This is a genomic window from Agriterribacter sp., assembly GCF_035497235.1.
Classification (GTDB): domain Bacteria; phylum Bacteroidota; class Bacteroidia; order Chitinophagales; family Chitinophagaceae; genus Agriterribacter.
This window is the reverse complement of sequence record NZ_DATJEB010000039.1, coordinates 32,528-52,680: the sequence shown is the minus strand read 5'-3', so window position 1 is coordinate 52,680 and position 20,153 is coordinate 32,528. Positions and strand designations below refer to the sequence as shown.

Here is a 20,153-nt window from a genome sequence, read left to right as displayed (position 1 = left end):
ATCTTTGACCCGGTTTTTCATAGGATATTGGATTTTAAAAACGGGCTGGATTTCTATCCTGGCCCTTTTTTTTTTATACTTACTTTTCCGCTATACCCTGCTTCACTCATCTCTATGTAGTTTTCAGCCAGTAAATGATCAATTACCTTCCATATTTTTTGCTCATCCGCCATCCGGAGTTGCTGCATCAGTTCATGTATAGTTAAAGGTCCCTGCCCAAGTGCCCTTGTAATATCAGCCTGCAATAGTAGAAAAACGTCATTAGAAAGCTTCGTTTTCTTTTTTTGAATACAATTATCACAAATTCCGCATGGCTTTGCGGTATGATCATTAAAATAGTTGGCTATAATTTGCGCATGGCAATCCTGTATGTTTTTTGCATAACGGCTTATAGCTTCCGTTTGCTGTATTAAAACGGCTTTTCTTTTTTTATAATTGACCGTATTAATCGTAAGGTTATCTGTTATTACCCTGTTACTCAAAAACCGGAGCTGGGGTTTATCTTTCTGAGGCTCGTATTGAATAAGCCCCCGGGACTGTAGTTGCAGCAGGATATTTTTTATTTCGCTATTATCTTTTTTTAAACTTTTCGCCATTTGCTTTTCACTTACCGGCACCGGGAGGTCAAATATGCCTCCGTATGAACGGAGTAAGAGTTTAATGCAGGGCGTTAGCGCAGGATAATCTTTTTCTGCCTGTTGAAGGGTTTCTTTTCCGCAGCAAAAAACTACTGTGGAAGGAATAAAAAGCTGTTCATTGTATTGAATGATGCCTTCCTGTTCCAGCGCCTTGATAGCATAAGTGGCAGATAGCATATTCAGTTTGAAAAGCTTCGTAAACTCCTCCATATCAAAATCAAAAAAAACATCCTTGCCCGAGCCTGCCGGCAACTGGAGGTAGTTTACAAGACACTGGTAAACATGTTTAATTGCTTCAAAAGAGGGGAAACGGATATCAGGCTGTTTTTGCAGATCATCAATATCCTGGTCTGTGTACAATAATACAGCGTACGATTTTTGACCATCCCTGCCCGCCCGCCCGGCTTCCTGGTAATAACTTTCCAGGCAATCCGGAATATCTGCATGTACCACTGTTCTTACATCCGGTTTATCTATGCCCATTCCAAAAGCATTGGTGCATACCATAATACGGGTTTTGTTCTTCAGCCAGTTTTGCTGCTTTTCGTTCCTGTCATCATGCGATAAACCGGCGTGATAATAATCAGCGCTAATATGATGCAGTTGCAATAATGCGGCTATTTCTTTGGTACGTTTGCGGCTGCGGCAATATATCATTCCGCTACCCGGCACTTTTTGAATAACCTGGAGTAACTTATTTATTTTTACATCTGTATTAAACACGCTGTAGGAAAGATTGGGTCTTTCATACGATTGCTGAAATATTTGTTTTTTCCTGAACAGCAGTTTATCGCAAATATCTTCCTGTACGGTTTTTGTTGCCGATGCCGTAAGCGCCAGCACAGGCACGCCAGGTTTTTCTTCGCGGATGGCCGCAATGGTTAAGTAAGCAGGACGAAAATCGTAACCCCATTGCGAAATACAATGCGCTTCATCTACCGCAATGAGGTTAATGGGCAAAGCGGGCAAATAATCTTTAAAAAAATTCGTCTCCAGGCGTTCAGGCGATACATACAGGAATTTATAATTGCCGTATAACGCGTTGTCCAACGTTTTTTTTACATCGGCGAACTGCATTCCCGAATGAATACTAAGTGCCAGTATTCCTTTTTCCTTCAGGTTTTGTACCTGGTCTTTCATCAATGCAATTAATGGCGTTATAACCAGGCAAATACCTTTTGAAGCTAAGGCGGGTACCTGGAAGCAGATAGATTTACCTCCGCCGGTAGGCATAATGGCTAATGTATCCCTTCCGCTTAATACAGATTGTATAATGCTTTCCTGCATCGGGCGGAAAGCGGTATAACCCCAGTTGGATTGTAATATGGAATGTATATCTGCCAAAAATGAATGTATAGGGCAAATATCAGTTAAAGAACCAAGAAGCCAAATTACAAGAAACAAATAAATCTCAAATTAGAAGGCTGAAACCCGAAGGAATGCAAAGAACCAAAAAATAAAAAGCAAGAACCCTATAAATTACAAATCCTGAATATTTAATTTTGAAATCCGAACTACCCCATTTTCACATTATCATATCACCTTTTTCACAAACAGTCTTCCCGAATTAATACCCAGCACCACATCGCTGAGCCCCATTGCCAGTGCGCCAAACATAGGATTAAGCAAACCTGCTGCCGCTACGGGAATGGCCACAACGTTATAACAAAATGCCCAGAACAAATTTTGCTTTATGGTAATGAACGTATGCTTACCTAAGCCCAATGATAAAGGAAGATTTTTTAACCCATGATTCATAAGCACCACATCGGCTGTTTGAATAGCAATTTGCGATGCATCGCTCAACGAAATGCCGATCGTTGCTTTTGCAAGCGCCGGCGCATCATTAATACCATCGCCCACCATAGCAGTTGGCGCCTGCCGGGAAAGCGATTCAATAACAGCCAGTTTTTGTTCGGGTGTTTGTTCTGCCATTACTTTATCAATACCAAGCGCTGCGGCCAGTTGCTCACATTTAATTTTACTGTCGCCGCTTAAAAGATACGTGGTGATCCCTTTTTTGTGCAGGTAGCTTACAACACTTCTGGCTTCCGGCCGTATATCGTCCTTTACATCTATCCATCCTATCAGTTCGTTATTTTTGATGATATACACATTATGTGTATTATCGGCAGTAAGCGCTGATGCTGTTTTGTACGATCCTGCCCAATATTCATCTCCTTCTTTACCGGTAGCTTTTATTCCCAGTCCTTTAATTTCTTCTATGGTGGCCCAGCGTATATCGTTTTTGGTTTTCCATGCGGCGGCTACACTTTTTGCAATAGGATGGCCGGAATATTTTTCGAGTGAAAATGCAATGCGTTTTAATTCTTCTTCAGTAATACTGTCATTAACGGTTTGAAAGCGGTCAATGGTTAATTCACCTGTGGTAAGGGTTCCCGTTTTATCGAACACTACCTGCCGGATATCTTTAAAAAGCTCCAGGCTTTTAGCATTGCGGAAAAGCACGCCATTGCGGGCCGCACGCCCCAGCCCTACCGCCACGGCGGCGGGTGTTGCCAGCCCCAGTGCACAGGGGCACGAAATAACCAGTACGGCAATACTGCGCATTAAGGAATCGGTAAAATCCTGCAGCACAAAATAATTAATAATAAAAGTAAGCAGTGCAATGCCAATTACTGCAGGCACAAATATGGCGCTGATCCTGTCTGCCATTTGTTGTACCGGAGGTTTTTCACCCTGCGCCTGTTTTACCAGGTTTACAATGTTAGCTAACGCCGAATCATCAGCCGCTGCGGTAACCTGGGCTTTCACTGTTCCGTCTGCCAGTACACTGCCCCCAATAAGCAAATCTTTTGGATGTTTTTCAAGTGGCAGGCTTTCGCCGGTAATAATGGATTCATTTACGCTGGCATGACCCCACAGAATTTTGCAGTCGGCCGGCACGAGGTCGCCGCTTTTGATCAGGATGAGATCGCCGGAGCGGAGATCTTTGTTGTCAACAGGCATAATCACTTCCTGGTGATGCTCATCAAAAGCAATCATGTTGGCCACTGTTTTTTGTGATTTTGCCAAACCCTACAATGCTTTTTGTGTAGACTGTATGGATGTGCTTTCCAAGTAGTTGACAAAAAATACAAGGGTAATAATGGTGGCGGCGGTTTCATAAAAAAGATACGCTTCACCCATGTTCATTAATGTTCCCGTAAGGCTGTAAACAAAAGCTGCTGTGGCGCCTAAGGCAATTAATACATTCATATTGGGGATGCCATTACGAAGACTTTTAACCGCGCTTTTACCAAAGTAAGACATGCCAGTTACATATACCGGAAGGCAAAGCGTGAGCTGTATCCAGGGGTTCATCAGCCAGTGCCAGCCCAGCCAATCGTGCGCCATGTGCAACAGTAACACTAATGTAAAAGGCAAACAAATTAGTGTATATTTTAAATGAATATTCATTTTTTGTACGGGAATGGCCGCTCCATCCGCTTCCAAAACGCCGGCTACCTTATAACCCAGTGCATCAATGCCTTTTTGTATCTGTTGTGCAGAGCTGCTGCCGTTTATATCAAATGCCACATCGCCATCAACGAAATTTACCCTGATGTTTTGAACGCCTTCTTTTTCGAGGTATTTGCGAATGGTGAGCGCACAATTGGAGCAGTCCATGCCTTCCACTTTCCATCTTATATTTTCCATGCTGTAAAATTACCAACCAACATAATGATGATTAACTACAATTGCAAATATCTTTGCAACGCCGTATCAGTAAAGCCATAAAACAGCCAATATCTTTGCAACAGCGAGGCGGGGAGGTTTCAGGGTGCAGGTTCCAGGTTTCTGGTATCAGGTATTAGGATGCAGGTATGTCTATGCAACTTACCCCTCATCTTTTCACTTTTTCAGATACGCCATATTATTATGGAGATAACAGTTACATTAGAAAATATACAGCAATGCGCTTACTACTTCTGGGAGCGGGTGCAGGGCAGGGTGTTTGCCTTTCATGGGGAAATGGGAGCGGGTAAAACTACTTTTATTGCGGCGTTATGTGCTGCTAAAGGCATAGCAGGGCATGTAAGCAGCCCTACCTTTTCGCTGATCAATGAATATACCTATGAGGAAGAGGGATTGCCGGCCCGTATGTTCCATATTGATCTTTACCGGTTAAAAGATGAAGAAGAAGCTGTAAATGCCGGTATAGAAGATTGTTTGTATTCAGGCGACATTTGTTTTGTGGAATGGCCGGAGAAAATACCTTCTCTTTTACCCGAAAACAGGATTGATATTTACCTGCATCCTGTAAATACCAATACCCGTTTACTGAAAATTGATTTTCGCAGGTAATTTTTTTGTAAATTGTTCGCTCAAACCTATCCAGTTTATGCCGGCAGAGAAGCCATTTGTAGGGACATCGTTTAACTACGAAACTTTAGAAGAAACTTTAGATATTAAGCCACGTGAAGCGCAGTTGCTGATTGGAATTCCAAAGGAAAATTCTTTCCAGGAGAACAGGATTGCATTAACGCCTGATGCTATCAGCGTGCTTACGAACAACGGCCACCGGGTAGTGGTAGAGCATCGCGCGGGAGAAGGTGCACATTTTTCTGAAAAGGATTACAGCGATGCAGGCGCTAAAATTGCATATGATAAGCGGGAAGTATTTCAATGCGACCTGATCATGAAATCGGCTCCGGTGAATGAAGAGGAAGTGGATTTACTGAAATATAATCAAACGATCATATCGCCTATTCACCTGCCCGTAATGAAAACGGAAATATTACAGCGCATGATGGAAAAGCGCATTACCGCCTTATCGTTTGAGAACTTTAAAGACGATTCCGGCCATAATCCTATTGTACGCAGTATGAGTGAAATTGCCGGCAGCGCCGTTATGCTGCTGGCAGGTAACTATTTAAGTAATGCCAACAATGGCAAAGGAATGCTGCTGGGCGGTATTTCGGGCATTCCCCCTACCAAGGTAGTTATTATAGGTGCCGGCATTGTTGGAGAGTACGCGGCAAGAACCGCCCTGGCTATGGGTAGCAGTGTAAAAGTATTTGATAATAACATCTATAAGCTTAAGCGTATGCAGGGCAATATAGGGGTAAGGATGTGGACCTCTGTAATAGAACCCAAGATTTTAGCCAAACAATTAAAAACCTGCGATGTGGCGGTAGGCGCCTTATCTTCTTTCGGTGGGCGCACGCCAATAGTGGCAACGGAGGAAATGGTATCTATTATGCGGCAGGGTAGCGTAATAATGGATGTATGTATTGATCGTGGCGGTTGTTTTGAAACTTCCGAGATCACTTCGCATGAAAGTCCTGTATTTATTAAGCACGGTGTTATTCATTATTGCGTACCCAATATACCATCCGGTTTTGCCCGCACGGCATCTCAGGCCATCAGCAATGTACTGATGCCCTTGCTGCTTGAGATAGGCGATGAGGGCGGACTGGAGAAATTAGTATGGCATAAGTTCAATATCCGCAGCGGTATCTACCTGTTTAAGGGCGCGTTAACCAATATCTACCTCAGCCAGCGCTTCAATTTAAAATACACCGACCTGAATTTGCTGATTGCCAGCAGGAGGTAAAGAAAGTGGAAAGAAGGAAGAAGTAAATGTGTTATCAGTTATTCGCCAGCGCTTTTTTAGCTACTTTGCCCACGGTAAGTCCCTGTACCACGATAGAAAATACGACTACAAAATAAGTGATCTCAAGCAGCAGGTTTTTGTGTTCCCCGTTATCTACCGATAAAACAAGCGCTATGGATACGCCGCCACGCAGCCCGCCCCATACCATTACAGTAAGTGCGCCTTTGAGAAACTTGTTTTTAAAGGGTACAATAGCGTAAGGTATCCAGATGGAAAGCATTCTTGCCAGCAGTACAATAACAATAGCAAAAACGCCAAGCGCCAGGTGGCTGATCAAATCCGGGATCAGTAATAATTCGAAGCCGATAAACAGGAACAATATGGCATTGAGTATCTCGTCTATCAGTTCCCAGAACTTATTCAGGTAATCTTTTGTTTCTGACGACATGGCGGCTTTCTTTCCATAATTACCAATAATAAGTCCTGCGGCAACCATAGTAAGCGGGCCGGAAATATGCATTGCATGTGCAATAAGGTATCCGCCCATTACCACCGAAAGCGTCATTAGTACCGACACCTTATAATCATCTATCCTTTTCATAGCCCAGGAAGTTCCTAAGCCAAGCAGGGCGCCTAATAATAATCCACCCAATGCCTCTCTTGCCAGCAGCCAGGAAATGGAACCTATAGAAATATCAACAGCATCAGTTTTGGTAAGCTGCAGAACAACGGCAAACAACACTACAGCCACTCCGTCATTAAAAAGCGACTCACCCGCGATTTTCGTTTCAAGGGTTTTGGGAACCTTTGCCTGCTTTAAAATACCCAGCACGGCAATAGGATCGGTTGGGGAAATTAAAGCGCCGAACAGGAGGCAATAGATGAAAGGAATATTTTCATGAAAAAGCGGGGCTACATTATACAGGAGCAAGGCTACCACAAAAGTGGAGATAATAACACTTACTGTGGAAAAAATGAATATAGGCCATCGCTGTTCCCTGAGATCGGCGAAGTTTACGTGAATAGCCCCGCCAAAAAGCAGAAAATTAAGCATGGCGCCCATAAGGACTTCTGTAAAATCAAACTCAGATATAAGATTAAAAAAGCTAAGTGTTGTATTGGGAAAAATATTGGCGCCTGCTATCCTGATCAGGAGAGAAACGAAAATGGCGATGAGCATAATTCCAATGGTGGAAGGCAGTTTTAATATCCGCAAATTCAGGTAAGCGAAAAAAGAAGCCAATACAATTAAAACGGAAAACGAGTAGTAGAGTTCCAACCGGCATCGAGTTTAAAAGTCAGGTAAATTTAAAAAAACATATTTGAATGCCTCTTATAATGATGTTCCGGATCAGGTTTTTTACACGAATGCCCCGCTCAAAGGCAATAACAGACCGTTAAAAAGGAGAAAACGGGACGGGTGTAAACAGGGCGGTTATTTGTAATTACTGATATTTAATTGTTCGGTGCAGAAGGCATATTCCATTTGGTCGTTGCTGCTTACAATAATGAGCCGGTTTTTACAATAGGCAGCTATTAACTGCTGGTAAAGCGCAACGCCTTCTGCGTCTAAGTTGGTGCAGGGTTCATCTAATAATAACACCGGGGTATCTGAGAAAACAGCCTGCGCCAGTTTTACTCTTTGCTTCATACCGCTGCTGAAATACCGGATTTGCTTATGGGTTGCTTTTTCTAATCCTATTAAACGAATGATATCCGGAATGGCAGGCGATGCCAGCAAGGGCTTGAACTGCTGATGGAAATGCAGGAACTCCTGCAGGGTCATTTCCTCTATAAGCTCCAGGTAAGGTGCGGCAAAAGAGATATGCAGGTAAATATTATCAGTGTTAACCGGGTTGCCGCTATGCTGCTGATTGCTTTTTGGATGGTATTCAATCTTCCCTTCGCTGGGGGAAATAGCGCCTGCTATAACCTGCAGGAGCGTGGATTTACCCGACCCGTTTGGCCCGGTAATAGCGTAAGCCACGCCCGCGGAGAATTGACAGGTAAGATGCCGGAATATCCAGTCTCTGTTAAATCTTTTGCCTGCATTAATCAACGATATCGTCATCCACGCTGTTTTTAGTGTAGCGTTTAATGATGCCCCTTCCGCTTTCGCGGATAAAAGTTACGATCTCATCTCTTTCATCCGTGGCCTGAAATTCTTCTTCCAGAATTTCTACTGCCTGGGAAGTATTTAAACCTTTATTGTAAATAGTTCTGTAAATATCTAATATATGATTGATCTTATCTATAGTAAAGCCCCGGCGTTTGAGCCCGATAGAATTTACACCGGCATAGCTGAGAGGCTGACGGCCCGCTTTAATATAAGGTGGCACATCTTTACCTACCAGTGAACCGCCGCCTACATAAGAATGGGCGCCTATTTTTACAAACTGGTGTACCGCACACATACCGCCAAGTATAGACCAGTCGCCCATTACCACATGCCCGGCCATTTGCGTATTATTGGTTATAATACAGTTATTGCCTACCGAGCAGTCATGCGCTATATGGCTGTAAGCCTGTATCAGGCAGTTATCGCCCACGGTAGTTTTTCCTCTTTCCTTGGTACCGCGGTTAATCGTAACAAATTCTCGGATGGTAGTATTGTTCCCTACTTCAACAAGAGAATATTCTCCTTCAAATTTCAGATCCTGCGGAATAGCAGAAATAACCGCTCCGGGAAAAATGCGGCAGTTTTTGCCAATTCTTGCACCTTCCATAATGGTTACGTTGCTGCCAATCCATGTACCTTCTCCTACTTCTACATTATGGTGGATTACGGTAAAAGGGTCAATTTTTACATTCGTGGCCAGTTTGGCGTTGGGATGAATATATGTGTGGGGATGAATCATGGATGATTATTTCTTGTTTGGTATCCTCGCAGGCAGCGTTTCATATATATACAAAAAACGTCAGGTAGTTTTCCTGACGAGGGCAAAAGTAAGGAAAAGATAATATTCATCGTTAACGCTTCACTAATTGTGCCATCAGGGTGGCTTCAGTAGCAATTTTATTTCCGATGTAAACTGTTCCCTGCATTTCGCACATTCCCCTGCGGATAGGGGCGTTCAGCTCCATTTTCAGGATCATTGTGTCTCCGGGAACTACTTTGAGCCGAAAACGGGCATTATCCATTTTAACAAAATAAGTGTCATATTCCCCGGGAGGTAAGGCATTAATAGCTAAAATACCGCCGGTTTGTGCCAGGGCTTCTATCTGCAATACACCGGGCATTATGGGGTTACCAGGGAAGTGTCCTACAAAGAAAGGTTCGTTAAACGTTACATTTTTGATGCCTACGATCCGGGTATCGGTGAGTTCAATAATCTTATCTACCAATAAGAAAGGATAACGGTGCGGGAGCGTTTTTTCAATTTGCTGTGTAGTATATACAGGCGTTTGGTTAGGATCATATATAGGTATATCCAGCATTTGCTTGTTTACCTTAATATGCTGCTTTATTTTTTTAGCGAAACTTACATTTGAAGCATGCCCGGGACGATTGGCAATAATGTGTGCTTTTATGGGCGTGCCTATAAGGGCAAGGTCGCCCACAATATCCAATAATTTATGGCGTGCGGGCTCATTGGGGAAGCGCAGTTCAAGATTATTGAGGTACCCGCTACTTTTCACTTCCATTTTATCCCTGCCAAAAGTTTTGCGCAGGCGTTCCATTTCGGACTCACTTATAGGTTTGTCAACCACTACTATAGCGTTATTAATATCGCCGCCTTTTATGAGGTTATTGTCCAGCAGCATTTCCAGCTCGTGCAGAAAGCAAAAGGTACGGCAGGGCGCAATTTCCGTTTTAAAATTCCGGAGGTGCTTCAAACCCGCGTGTTGCGTTCCCAGAACCGGGCTGTTAAAATCAATGAGGGTTGTAATTTGATATTCGATAGCCGGCATAGCTACCATTTCTACCCGTTTTTCCTCATCGTAATAGGTAATATTGCTGTCAATGGTATACCATAGTTTTGTGGCTTCCTGCTCCAGTATGCCCGCGTCTTCAATTATTTCTACAAAGGGGGCCGAGCTGCCATCTATAATAGGTATTTCCGGCCCGTTAATTTCTATAAGGCAATTGTCAACACCCATACCCACCAGCGCTGCCAGTATATGTTCTACCGTGCTTACTTTAACGCCTTTATCTTCCAGCGTTGTTCCGCGTGAAGTATCGGTAACCAGGTCGCAATCCGCTTTAATAATGGGCTGTCCGGCCAGGTCAATACGTTGAAACTGGATGCCAAAACCCGCATTGGCCGGGTTTAATATCATATCCACTTTAATGCCTGTGTGTAAACCTGTTCCGGAAATACTTACTACCGATTTAAGCGTATGTTGTTTATCTGGATTAAAGTTTGCGTTCATTATTCGTTTTTGTTATCGGGCAAAGATAGGGATGAACGGCGTATAGTGAGTTATCCGCTATGTGTATATGGGCAGATATTATACTTTTTCCGCCATTAGTTGTTTAACAAGCAGCTCCAGTTCCTGTATCCTTTTCTCAAAATCCGGTAGTTTACGGGATATGGCCTGGCTGCGCAACGTGCTGGTATAATCATATGCCGGCGACCCGGTTACAGCCGCTTTAGGTTGTTTGATAGATTTGCTTACCCCGCTTTGGGCGTTTATCCTGGCGCCATCCGCAATAGTAATATGCCCCACAATACCTGCCTGCCCGCCTATCATAACGTTATTGCCTATTTTGGTACTTCCGCTTACGCCTGCCTGTGCCGCAATTACAGTATTATATCCTACTTCCACATTGTGCGCCACCTGTATCAGGTTGTCTAACTTAGCGCCTGCCCTTACTATAGTTGAACCTATGGTGGCACGGTCTATAGTGGCATTGGCGCCAATTTCAACATTATCTTCTATTACCACGTTTCCAATTTGCGGCACTTTGGTAAAACTTCCATCTGCCTGGGGAGCAAATCCAAAACCATCACTCCCTATAACCGTACCGGCATGAATGGTAACATGCTTTCCTATCCGGCAATGATGATATACGCTTACCGAAGAATGAATGATGGAATGATTGCCAATGCTAACCTTATCGCCAATAAAACTGTGGGGATAGAGCTTAACATCGTTCCCTATTTCCGCGTTTTCGCCTATATAAGCGAAAGCGCCAACAAAAACATTTGTTCCTAATGTGGCGGAAGCAGCAATATACGAGGGCTGTTGAATACCCGTTAACTGCTGCGACATCATTTCCTGGTATTTCGTTAATAAGGCGGCAAAAGCGCTATATGCATCCGGCACTCTTATTAGCGTTCCGGCTACTTTTTCTTTTAGTTCCAGCGATTCATTAATAATGATTATTGAAGCCTGGGTAGCATACAGGTAATCTTCATATTTGGGATTGGCAAGAAAAGCCAACTGGCCTTCTTTTGCCTCTTCAATTTTACTGAACGAGTGTACTCCGGCATCGGCGTTGCCTTCAATTTTTCCGTTAATCAGCAAAGCTATCTGTGCGGCCGTGAAAGTCATAAAGATTATTTGAGGTAACAAATGTAAAATTTTTTCACCGGCCCGGAAAGGTTATGTTGGATCAGGGCATTATCCACCTGCGATATATCCTTAACTTCCCCGTCTTTAAAAAGGATATTGATCTTTTCATCAAAGGGATTGTAGGTACGGCTTACCGCTTCTCCCGTAAATACAAGATAGGAGGCAGCCTGCTCATTAATGTGCAACCGCTCCATTATATTTTTTTTCAGTTGTTTCACCTCTGCTTCGGGAATGGGCGCGCTTTGTAATTTTACTTTAAACAAAGTACGGTTCATAATGCTGTTGCACAACAGGGAAAGCACCTTGTCCGGGTGATGGCGCCAGCTTTTTATTGCAGCCACTACATCCGTATCATCCAACTGGCAAAACGCTTCAAGATGTTCTGCGATATTTCCTTTATACAGGTTCAGTAAAAAGCTTTTCAATATGCTGTCCGGCAAATCGGCGCTGTTTTTAAGCCCGGTTGCTCTTGCTCTTTCTAATATTTTAACTAATATCATTTCCGCGCTCAATACGGTTTTGTGCAAATACACCTGCCAGTACATCAGCCTGCGCGCCACTAAAAATTTTTCAATAGAATAGATCGCCTTCTCTTCCACCATTAACGCGCCATTATGTACAATAAGCATTTTTATAATCCGGTCGTAACCTATAACACCTTCATTTACGCCGGTAAAAAAACTATCGCGGGTAAGGTAATCCATCCGGTCCACGTCTAATTGTCCGCTTACCAATTGATGTAAAAATTTTTTGGGATAAGTATTGGTGAAAATATCAATAGCGGTTTGCAACTGCCCGTTGAACTGCCTGTTCAGTTCCTGCATCAGCAAAAGCGATAATTCCTCATGATGAACGTTTTTCATGAGTACATTTTCTAACGCATGCGAAAAGGGGCCATGTCCTATATCGTGTAAAAGAATAGCAATTTTTGCGGCTGTATCCTCTGCTCCGGTAATGGCTGTTCCTTTTTCTTTTAATACCTGCAAGGCGTTGCACATTAAATGGTAGGCGCCCAAAGAATGGTGCAGGCGGGTATGAACGGCGCCGGGATACACCAAATGCGCCAGTGCCATTTGTTTAATGCGGCGCAAACGCTGGTACCAGGGGTGAGAAATAATTTCAAATATCAACGGGTTGTCTATTGTAATAAATCCATATACCGGGTCGTTGATGATTTTTCTGAAAGCCATGCATAAAATGTTAAAAAAATAAGGTAACCGGCGCAAAGGTAAAAAGCGGGAAATGAATAACTACATTTGATTAGCTAAACATAAAAATAATTATTCATGTCTTTGGCAAAAATACTGTGGGTTGATGACGAAATGGAGAGCCTCCTGTCGCAAAAACTCTTTTTGGAAAATAAAGGATACGAAGTGAAAACACTCACCAATGGCTATGATGCATTGGATTATGTGAAAGAAAATATTGTGGATGTGGTATTGCTTGATGAAACCATGCCCGGCATTACCGGACTGGAAACATTGGCCAGGATAAAAGAGATCAATCAGCAGTTGCCCGTAGTGCTTATTACCAAAAATGAAACAGAGAACCTGATGGATGAAGCTATTGGTTCGCAAATCAGTGATTACCTCATTAAACCGGTTAATCCTAACCAGGTATTGCTGAGCTTAAAGAAAATTATTGACAACCGCAGGCTGGTGGCCGAAAAAACAACAAGCGCTTACCAGCAGGAATTCCGCAATCTTTTCATGGCTTTGAACAGCAATCCCAATTACAACGAGTGGATGGATCTGTATAAAAAATTAGTGTACTGGGAGCTGGAAATGGAAAAAAGCGACAGCCCCGAAATGCGGGAAGTATTTCAATCGCAGAAAAGCGAAGCCAATACAGAGTTTTTTAAGTTTATCAGCAAAAACTATGCTTCATGGGTAGATCCTAAAAGCACAGACGCGCCTATTATGAGCCATACTTTATTCCGCTATAAAATATTACCGCATATTGAAAAAGGTAAACCACTGTTTGTTGCTTTAATTGATAACCTCCGCTACGACCAGTGGAAAAGCGTTCAGCCGGCTTTTGCGGAAACCTTTCGCATACAGGAGGAGGAAACGTTTTATTCGATTCTGCCAACCGCCACGCAATATTGCCGTAACGCCATTTTTGCGGGCATGATGCCGATGGACATTGAAAAGCATTTCCCGTCACAATGGAAAAACGATGAAGAGGAAGGAGGGAAAAACCTGTTTGAAGAAGAATTTCTGAAAGCGCAACTAAAGCGTTTATACAAGGGCGATATTAAATACTCCTATACTAAAGTGGTTAATCACCAGGACGGGCAGAAGCTGGTAGATAATATTCATAACCTGCTGCAAAATGATATTAATATTATTGTATACAATTTTGTAGATATGCTGAGCCATGCCAGAACGGAAATGGAAGTGCTGAAAGAATTGGCCAGCGATGAAACCAGCTACCGGAGTATAACCGCCAGTTGGTTTGAGCATTCGCCTTTGCACCAGGCGCTTAAAAAAATAGCCGATAAACCCCTTACGCTGATCGTGGCAACAGATCATGGCAGCGTGCGGGTAAAAACGCCCTGTAAGGTTATTGGCGACAAGCAAACAACCACCAACCTGCGCTATAAGCATGGCCGGAATCTAAACTATGAGCCCCGGGAAGTACTGGCTTTTCGTGATCCCAAAGAAGCGGGACTGCCTGTGCCTTCCGTTAACTCTTCTTTTATTTTTGCCAAAGGGGATGGTTATCTCTGTTATCCCAATAATTACAACTATTATTCTAACTATTACAGGAACACTTTTCAGCACGGCGGTGTAAGCATTGAGGAAATGATTGTGCCGGTAATACGAATGACAAATAAATGAATTTGAGATTTAAGATTGGTCCCTCACCTGTAATAACGTGAATTTTGGATGTTCGGAAATGACAATCAGTTTGTTATTGTTTCTGGACATTTGCCGCATAGGGGAAATATCGGTACACATAGTTATTAATATACCTTATGTTTTCCTATGATCCTATTGTGCCTGTGTGTTGAAGATAACAAACACAGGAAGGGATGTGCATTACTTCGGGTTTCAAATTTTAGATTTCAAATTTCAAATTGGTTATCTTTGCCGGTGGAAAACGGCAATATGAAAATTAACCAACCCACATTAAATAAAATTGAAGCCATCCTGCAGGAAGCCGGTTATGTGATACGGTATGAAAGGGGAACTTTTCAAAGCGGCTATTGTATTTTGCAGCAAAGAAAGGTAGTGGTACTCAATAAATTTCTTACGCTCGAAGGCCGTATTAATACCTTAGCCGATCTTATGCCCCAGTTGGAAATAACGTTTGATGCGCTTACCCACGAATCGCAAAAGTTGTACGAAGAGCTGATGGCTAAGCCGGCCAATGAGTAAGTAATTGCTTTGATGAAAAATTTACAATTGCCTTTATACATTTTCTTTTAGCTTTGACAGGTGAGTTATCCTGATATAAAAATTACATTTCTGGGTACGGGCACCAGCAGTGGTGTGCCTATGATTGGCTGTAGTTGTGAAGTTTGTACTTCAACAGATAAGAAGGATAAGCGCCTGCGTTCCAGCATACTGGTGCAGTCGGCACATACCAGTGTCGTTGTAGATTCCGGTCCCGATTTTCGTTACCAGATGTTGCGAACCGGTATGAAGCGTTTAGACGCTGTTGTATTTACACATCCGCATAAAGATCATGTGGCGGGGCTGGATGATGTAAGGGGTTTCAATTATTTCATGCGAAAACCCATGGAAATTTATGGCAATGAAATGACCCTTGAAGTGATCATCAGGGAATTTCCTTATGCCTTTACGGAAAAAAAATATCCTGGTGCTCCCAATATCCATTTGAATACCATTAGTTCAGAACCCTTTCAGATCAATGACCTTGTTATTACCCCTGTATTGGTCTGGCATATGCAGATGCCTGTGCTGGGTTACCGGTTTGGAAACTTTACCTACATTACGGATGCCAACCGCATAGAAGAAAACAGCAGGGAATTAATAAGGGGTAGCGAGGTATTGGTATTAAACGCGTTACGGAAGGAAAAGCATATTTCTCATTTTAGCCTGAGTGAAGCCATAGCGGAAGTAAAGGAACTTAATATACCAACCGCTTATTTTACGCATATCAGCCACCAGTTGGGAAAACATGCGGATGTGAGTAATGAATTGCCGGAAGGCATACATTTGGCTTATGATGGGCTGAGCCTTACATTGTGATCCACAGGGATAGGTATCAGGTTTGAAGTTGCGGCCTTCACCTCTGACCACTCACTACGCACACCTCTGCGATAATTTCTTCCACAACCATTTCTTATCTTTATTATGTAACTTTCCTGCGCATATACAGCACCTATGAGCACTAACCGGTTGAAAGCCTATTTTAATTTCAGCAAAAAAGAACGCAATGGAATTATTGCATTATTGATCGTGCTGATCCTTTTGTGGTTTGCACCGCTGCTGTTTGTTGCTGATGAGCAGCCCGGTGAAAAAGGATATGCCCTGTTCAGGCAGGATATGGAGCAACTGCAGCAACAGGCAGTACGCCATAAGCAGAACGAAGATTCCATTGAAGCATCTTACCCATCTTTAGCTGCGGCTTCCTACAGTGAGCCGGTAAGTACAACCCTCTTTTATTTTGACCCTAATACATTAACGCCTGCAGGGTGGCAGCGGTTAGGCATATCCGGTAAAACCATTCAAACCATACAAAATTTCACCGCTAAGGGCGGCGGGTTTTATAAAGCGGAAGACATGGGCAGAATATATGGATTAAGGAAGCAGGATTATGAAAGACTGCTGCCTTATGTGCGTATTGCTAAAAAAAAGGAGGAGCATAAAAAGGAGAAAAGTGCTGAGGCTGCTGCCTATACCGGCAGCAGCCTGAAATATAGTGTGCGCATTGTTTCTGTTAATACGGCCGACACAACGGCCTTTATTGCCCTGCCGGGCATTGGTAATAAGCTGGCTAACCGCATTATTAGTTTCAGGGAGCAATTAGGCGGCTTTTACAGTGTGAAACAGATTGCGGAAGTGTATGGCCTCAGTGACTCCGTTTTTCAGCAAGTCAAGCCTCATCTGCAGTGTGATGCGGGAGCTATAAAAAAGATCAATATCAATACGGCCGGCATAAATGAGTTAAAAGCGCATCCTTATATAAAATATCAGGTAGGGAATGCCGTTATCCAGTACCGGCTACAGCATGGCCGCTTTCGAAATGCAGACGATCTGAAGCAAATTCATATGCTGTCTGATGACCTGTTACAAAAACTGGAGCCTTATATTAGTTACTAACAATCGTTAGCTTTATAAAATTTTCCTTTAATTTGCATAATTGCTATAATAAGTATGGATTTTAAAAAAGACGAATTAACGTTACAAATTGCTCAAACAACGGGTGACTTTGCCAGGCAATATATAAAGCCGTATGTAATGCAATGGGATGAAACCCAGGAGTTTCCCGTACACGTTTTTAAGGAAATGGGGAAACTGGGCTTAATGGGTATACTGGTTCCCGAAACCTATGGAGGTGCCGGACTGGGCTATGTGGAATATGCAACCATTATTGCCGAAGTGGCAAAGGTTTGCGGATCGGTAGGGTTAAGCCTTGCCGCGCATAATTCGCTGTGTACAGGGCATATTCTTGCTTTTGGTAATGAAGCGCAGAAACAAAAATATTTGCCCAAACTGGCCACTGCAGCATGGATAGGCGCATGGGGTTTAACAGAAGCCGGCACAGGAAGTGATGCAGGCAATATGCAAACTACTGCCATAAAAGATGGCGAAGACTGGATACTAAATGGAACAAAGTGCTGGATCACGCATGGTAAGTCGGGGGATGTGGCGGTAGTAATTGCCAGAACAGGCGAGCCAAGAACAAAAAATAATGCTACGGCATTTATAGTGGAGCGGGGCACAGCAGGATTTAGCGGGGGGAAGAAGGAGAATAAACTGGGTATGCGGGCCAGTGAAACCGCGGAAATGATATTTGATCATTGCAGGATCCCGGATGCCAACCGGTTAGGTAATGTGGGAGACGGGTTTAAGCAATCGCTGAAAGTGCTTGATGGTGGCAGGATTTCCATTGCTGCCCTGGCGCTTGGAATAGCTAAGGGGGCTTACGAAGCGGCACTGCAATACGCCAAGGAAAGGCGCCAGTTTGATCAGCCCATCGCTGCTTTTCAGGGCATATCTTTTAAGCTGGCGGATATGGCTACGGAAATTATGGCTTCGGAGCTACTGATATTGCAGGCTGCAGATAAAAAGAACAGGGGTTTGCCCATGACTAAAGAAGCGGCAATGGCAAAATACTATGCCAGTGAGGTAGCCGTTAGGGTGGCCAATGACGCGGTGCAGATTTTTGGCGGATACGGGTACACCAAAGATTTTCCGGTGGAAAAATTTTACAGGGATAGTAAATTATGTACCATAGGAGAGGGTACCAGTGAAATACAAAAGATCGTAATAGCCCGGGAGGTATTACGGGGTTAAAGGTGGGTTCCTTTGCACCATAAGAGACGCGCCTTGCTTGCCGCCTTAAAGCACAGACTTGATATTAATGCAAAAAATCTTCGTCCTCTTTTGGGGCATATTTGGTAAATACTTTTTCTATTGCTCCTGAAAACAGGGGAAATTTTTCTTTTGCGAAATCTTTCACCAGTGTAATGGCTTTTGTAGCCTGCTCTTCAGTTAAGCCTGCTTCTGCCTGTAAACGCTCTATTAATTCTTTCATACAATTAGCTTGTAAATTTATGGGTGAAGATAGAGAAAAGGTGTCAGCTGCCGGCTATCAGCAGTCAGCCATGAGCTTTCAGTGCTATCTCAAAAGGGCCGGAATAGAAGGTATGCCAATAAAACCCAAACCTGCCTGCCGGCAGGGACCCAAAGTTCTGATCTTCCCGTTTTATTTTCTTCGTGCTTTAGTGACTTCGTGGCAAAATATTACTTTTGAGATGGCCCCTATATATTCTTCCGGGGCTATGTTCCGAAAGGTAAATCCGTATTACGAAAGACAATAGCCGCCGGCTTATGCCACTTTCAGCAAACTCATTTTACTGTTATCGAACTTACGCTGGGCATAGTCGAGCGTAAGGTGAAAATCTTTTTCTGTTGACGAAGGCAATTCAAACATGGCGTCTGTAAGTATATTTTCACAAATGCTTCTCAGTCCTCTTGCGCCCAGTTTGTATTCCATGGCTTTACTCACCATAAAATCAAGTACTTCTTCATCTACTTTTAACTTAATGCCTTCCAGCTCAAATAACCTGGTATACTGTTTCATGAGGGCATTTTTAGGTACAGTAAGGATAGACCGGAGTGTTTCCGTATCCAAAGGATTAAGGTAGGTAACAACCGGTAAGCGACCCAGTAACTCAGGTATCAGTCCAAATGATTTGAGGTCCTGCGCATTAATATACTGCAGCAGGTTCTTCTTCATGTATTCCTGCTGTTCTTTATTTACGTTAAATCCAATAGCATTGGTATTTACCCGGCGGGCAATTACCCTGTCTATGCCATCAAATGCACCGCCGCATATAAACAATATGTTCTGGGTATTTACTTTGATCAGTTTTTGTTCGGGGTGTTTCCTGCCGCCCTGCGGAGGAACCAGCACTTCTGTTCCTTCCAGCAATTTCAGCAAACCCTGTTGTACGCCTTCGCCACTTACATCGCGGGTAATGGATGGGTTATCGCTTTTGCGGGCAATTTTATCAATCTCGTCTATATATACAATGCCTTTTTCTGCTGCGGCCACATCGTAGTTACAAACCTGGAGCAGGCGGGTAAGAATACTTTCTACATCTTCCCCTACATAACCGGCTTCGGTAAACACAGTAGCATCTACAATGGCAAAAGGTACATTCAGCATACGCGCAATGGTTTTAGCCAGCAGGGTTTTACCCGTTCCTGTTTCTCCCACCATTACGATATTGCTTTTTTCTATCTCTACTTCGTTTTCAGCGGCTTTGTGCTGCAGGCGCTTATAGTGATTGTATACCGCCACCGCCAGCACTTTTTTAGCGTCATCCTGGCCTATAACATATTCATCCAGGAATTTTTTAACCTCTACCGGTTTCTTAACAGTAAGCTTAAACTGGGGATGAGAAGATTCATGTTTTAAGATGAGTTCCTGTTCAATAATTTCCCGGGCATGGTCTACACAGTTTTCGCATATATGTCCTTCCTGACCCGCGATTAAAATTTTTACCTCATCACGGCTCCTTCCGCAAAAGGAGCAATGTAAAATTGATTTAGCCATTGTAATACAATAAAAAATTTAATGTTCAACTATTTTGGGATGGCTGACAAGGGATACGGGAGCGGTTTTACTATTACTAAGGCAAAAAGGATAAGGATAAGCTGCAAAAGTCCGAAACTTTTTTGTAAAAATCCAGTATTATAATGCCTACATATGTCAATTTTCGCTGTATGAAA

At 43.1% G+C, this 20,153-nt stretch carries 18 protein-coding genes; 7 read left to right on the top strand and 11 right to left on the bottom strand.

Annotated elements, in window-relative coordinates:
* Positions 1-53: 53 nt before the first annotated feature.
* From VL121_RS13770 to VL121_RS13760, 3 genes are all read right to left on the bottom strand, one after another.
* Positions 54-1,982, bottom strand: a complete 1,929-nt coding sequence (locus tag VL121_RS13770; RefSeq protein WP_325406253.1) for a RecQ family ATP-dependent DNA helicase — start codon at positions 1,980-1,982, stop codon at positions 54-56.
* A 189-nt stretch (positions 1,983-2,171) separates the two neighbouring features.
* A complete protein-coding gene (locus tag VL121_RS13765; protein WP_325406251.1) occupies positions 2,172-3,674 on the bottom strand; it encodes a heavy metal translocating P-type ATPase in 1,503 nt (500 codons plus the stop codon).
* A gap of 3 nt (positions 3,675-3,677) precedes the next feature.
* Positions 3,678-4,298 (bottom strand): cation transporter, encoded by a 621-nt coding sequence (locus tag VL121_RS13760; protein WP_325406249.1) that lies wholly within the window; start codon positions 4,296-4,298, stop codon positions 3,678-3,680.
* 222 nt (positions 4,299-4,520) lie between these two features.
* On the opposite strand from VL121_RS13760, the gene tsaE reads away from it, so the two are divergent.
* Entirely contained in the window at positions 4,521-4,946 is a 426-nt protein-coding gene (gene tsaE, locus VL121_RS13755; RefSeq protein WP_325406247.1) for a tRNA (adenosine(37)-N6)-threonylcarbamoyltransferase complex ATPase subunit type 1 TsaE, read from the top strand.
* Positions 4,947-4,983: 37 nt separating this feature from the next.
* Positions 4,984-6,198, top strand: coding sequence for an alanine dehydrogenase (locus VL121_RS13750; RefSeq protein WP_325406245.1), 1,215 nt, complete (start codon positions 4,984-4,986; stop codon positions 6,196-6,198).
* A gap of 34 nt (positions 6,199-6,232) precedes the next feature.
* Here VL121_RS13750 and VL121_RS13745 read toward each other — a convergent pair whose 3' ends face one another.
* The 6 genes from VL121_RS13745 to VL121_RS13720 all read right to left on the bottom strand — a co-directional run bounded on the left by VL121_RS13745 (position 6,233) and on the right by VL121_RS13720 (position 12,908).
* A complete protein-coding gene (locus tag VL121_RS13745) occupies positions 6,233-7,477 on the bottom strand; it encodes a cation:proton antiporter (protein ID WP_325406243.1) in 1,245 nt (414 codons plus the stop codon).
* A 156-nt stretch (positions 7,478-7,633) separates the two neighbouring features.
* The gene (locus VL121_RS13740) at positions 7,634-8,269 is read right to left on the bottom strand and encodes an ABC transporter ATP-binding protein (RefSeq protein WP_325406240.1); all 636 of its coding nucleotides are present in this window, start codon (positions 8,267-8,269) and stop codon (positions 7,634-7,636) included.
* Positions 8,250-9,056, bottom strand: a complete 807-nt coding sequence (gene lpxA / locus VL121_RS13735; RefSeq protein ID WP_325406237.1) for an acyl-ACP--UDP-N-acetylglucosamine O-acyltransferase — start codon at positions 9,054-9,056, stop codon at positions 8,250-8,252. Before lpxA ends, VL121_RS13740 begins: the two co-directional genes overlap by 20 nt.
* Before the next feature lie 112 nt (positions 9,057-9,168).
* Entirely contained in the window at positions 9,169-10,572 is a 1,404-nt protein-coding gene (locus VL121_RS13730) for a bifunctional UDP-3-O-[3-hydroxymyristoyl] N-acetylglucosamine deacetylase/3-hydroxyacyl-ACP dehydratase (protein WP_325406235.1), read from the bottom strand.
* Positions 10,573-10,650: 78 nt separating this feature from the next.
* Positions 10,651-11,697 carry a UDP-3-O-(3-hydroxymyristoyl)glucosamine N-acyltransferase gene (lpxD, locus tag VL121_RS13725; RefSeq protein ID WP_325406232.1) on the bottom strand — a complete coding sequence of 349 codons (1,047 nt, stop codon included), beginning with the start codon at positions 11,695-11,697 and terminating at the stop codon, positions 10,651-10,653.
* A 5-nt stretch (positions 11,698-11,702) separates the two neighbouring features.
* Positions 11,703-12,908, bottom strand: coding sequence for an HD domain-containing protein (locus VL121_RS13720; protein WP_325406229.1), 1,206 nt, complete (start codon positions 12,906-12,908; stop codon positions 11,703-11,705).
* Between the two features lie 96 nt (positions 12,909-13,004).
* On the opposite strand from VL121_RS13720, the gene porX reads away from it, so the two are divergent.
* The 5 genes from porX (at position 13,005) to VL121_RS13695 (ending at position 18,209) form a co-directional block, all read left to right on the top strand.
* Positions 13,005-14,561, top strand: a complete 1,557-nt coding sequence (porX, locus tag VL121_RS13715; protein ID WP_325406226.1) for a T9SS response regulator signal transducer PorX — start codon at positions 13,005-13,007, stop codon at positions 14,559-14,561.
* A gap of 270 nt (positions 14,562-14,831) precedes the next feature.
* A complete protein-coding gene (locus VL121_RS13710; RefSeq protein WP_324559900.1) occupies positions 14,832-15,101 on the top strand; it encodes a hypothetical protein in 270 nt (89 codons plus the stop codon).
* 60 nt (positions 15,102-15,161) lie between these two features.
* The gene (locus VL121_RS13705) at positions 15,162-15,938 is read left to right on the top strand and encodes an MBL fold metallo-hydrolase (protein ID WP_325406223.1); all 777 of its coding nucleotides are present in this window, start codon (positions 15,162-15,164) and stop codon (positions 15,936-15,938) included.
* 135 nt (positions 15,939-16,073) lie between these two features.
* On the top strand, positions 16,074-17,012 hold the full coding sequence (locus tag VL121_RS13700) for a ComEA family DNA-binding protein (RefSeq protein ID WP_325406220.1): 939 nt from the start codon (positions 16,074-16,076) through the stop codon (positions 17,010-17,012).
* Positions 17,013-17,066: 54 nt separating this feature from the next.
* Entirely contained in the window at positions 17,067-18,209 is a 1,143-nt protein-coding gene (locus tag VL121_RS13695) for an acyl-CoA dehydrogenase family protein (RefSeq protein WP_325406217.1), read from the top strand.
* 64 nt (positions 18,210-18,273) lie between these two features.
* Here VL121_RS13695 and VL121_RS13690 read toward each other — a convergent pair whose 3' ends face one another.
* Entirely contained in the window at positions 18,274-18,450 is a 177-nt protein-coding gene (locus VL121_RS13690) for a hypothetical protein (protein WP_325406214.1), read from the bottom strand.
* 294 nt (positions 18,451-18,744) lie between these two features.
* Positions 18,745-19,977 carry an ATP-dependent Clp protease ATP-binding subunit ClpX gene (gene clpX / locus VL121_RS13685; RefSeq protein ID WP_325406211.1) on the bottom strand — a complete coding sequence of 411 codons (1,233 nt, stop codon included), beginning with the start codon at positions 19,975-19,977 and terminating at the stop codon, positions 18,745-18,747.
* Positions 19,978-20,153 lie beyond the last annotated feature (176 nt).

What these genes read in the sequence shown, in the direction of transcription:
- VL121_RS13760 (WP_325406249.1), bottom strand. Translation starts at nt 4,298, where the DNA reads ATGGAAAATATAAGATGGAAAGTGGAAGGCATGGACTGCTCCAATTGT.
- tsaE (WP_325406247.1), top strand. Translation starts at nt 4,521, where the DNA reads ATGGAGATAACAGTTACATTAGAAAATATACAGCAATGCGCTTACTAC.
- VL121_RS13750 (WP_325406245.1), top strand. Translation starts at nt 4,984, where the DNA reads ATGCCGGCAGAGAAGCCATTTGTAGGGACATCGTTTAACTACGAAACT.
- VL121_RS13740 (WP_325406240.1), bottom strand. Translation starts at nt 8,269, where the DNA reads ATGACGATATCGTTGATTAATGCAGGCAAAAGATTTAACAGAGACTGG.
- lpxA (WP_325406237.1), bottom strand. Translation starts at nt 9,056, where the DNA reads ATGATTCATCCCCACACATATATTCATCCCAACGCCAAACTGGCCACG.
- VL121_RS13730 (WP_325406235.1), bottom strand. Translation starts at nt 10,572, where the DNA reads ATGAACGCAAACTTTAATCCAGATAAACAACATACGCTTAAATCGGTA.
- lpxD (WP_325406232.1), bottom strand. Translation starts at nt 11,697, where the DNA reads ATGACTTTCACGGCCGCACAGATAGCTTTGCTGATTAACGGAAAAATT.
- VL121_RS13720 (WP_325406229.1), bottom strand. Translation starts at nt 12,908, where the DNA reads ATGGCTTTCAGAAAAATCATCAACGACCCGGTATATGGATTTATTACA.
- porX (WP_325406226.1), top strand. Translation starts at nt 13,005, where the DNA reads ATGTCTTTGGCAAAAATACTGTGGGTTGATGACGAAATGGAGAGCCTC.
- VL121_RS13710 (WP_324559900.1), top strand. Translation starts at nt 14,832, where the DNA reads ATGAAAATTAACCAACCCACATTAAATAAAATTGAAGCCATCCTGCAG.
- VL121_RS13700 (WP_325406220.1), top strand. Translation starts at nt 16,074, where the DNA reads ATGAGCACTAACCGGTTGAAAGCCTATTTTAATTTCAGCAAAAAAGAA.
- VL121_RS13695 (WP_325406217.1), top strand. Translation starts at nt 17,067, where the DNA reads ATGGATTTTAAAAAAGACGAATTAACGTTACAAATTGCTCAAACAACG.
- VL121_RS13690 (WP_325406214.1), bottom strand. Translation starts at nt 18,450, where the DNA reads ATGAAAGAATTAATAGAGCGTTTACAGGCAGAAGCAGGCTTAACTGAA.
- clpX (WP_325406211.1), bottom strand. Translation starts at nt 19,977, where the DNA reads ATGGCTAAATCAATTTTACATTGCTCCTTTTGCGGAAGGAGCCGTGAT.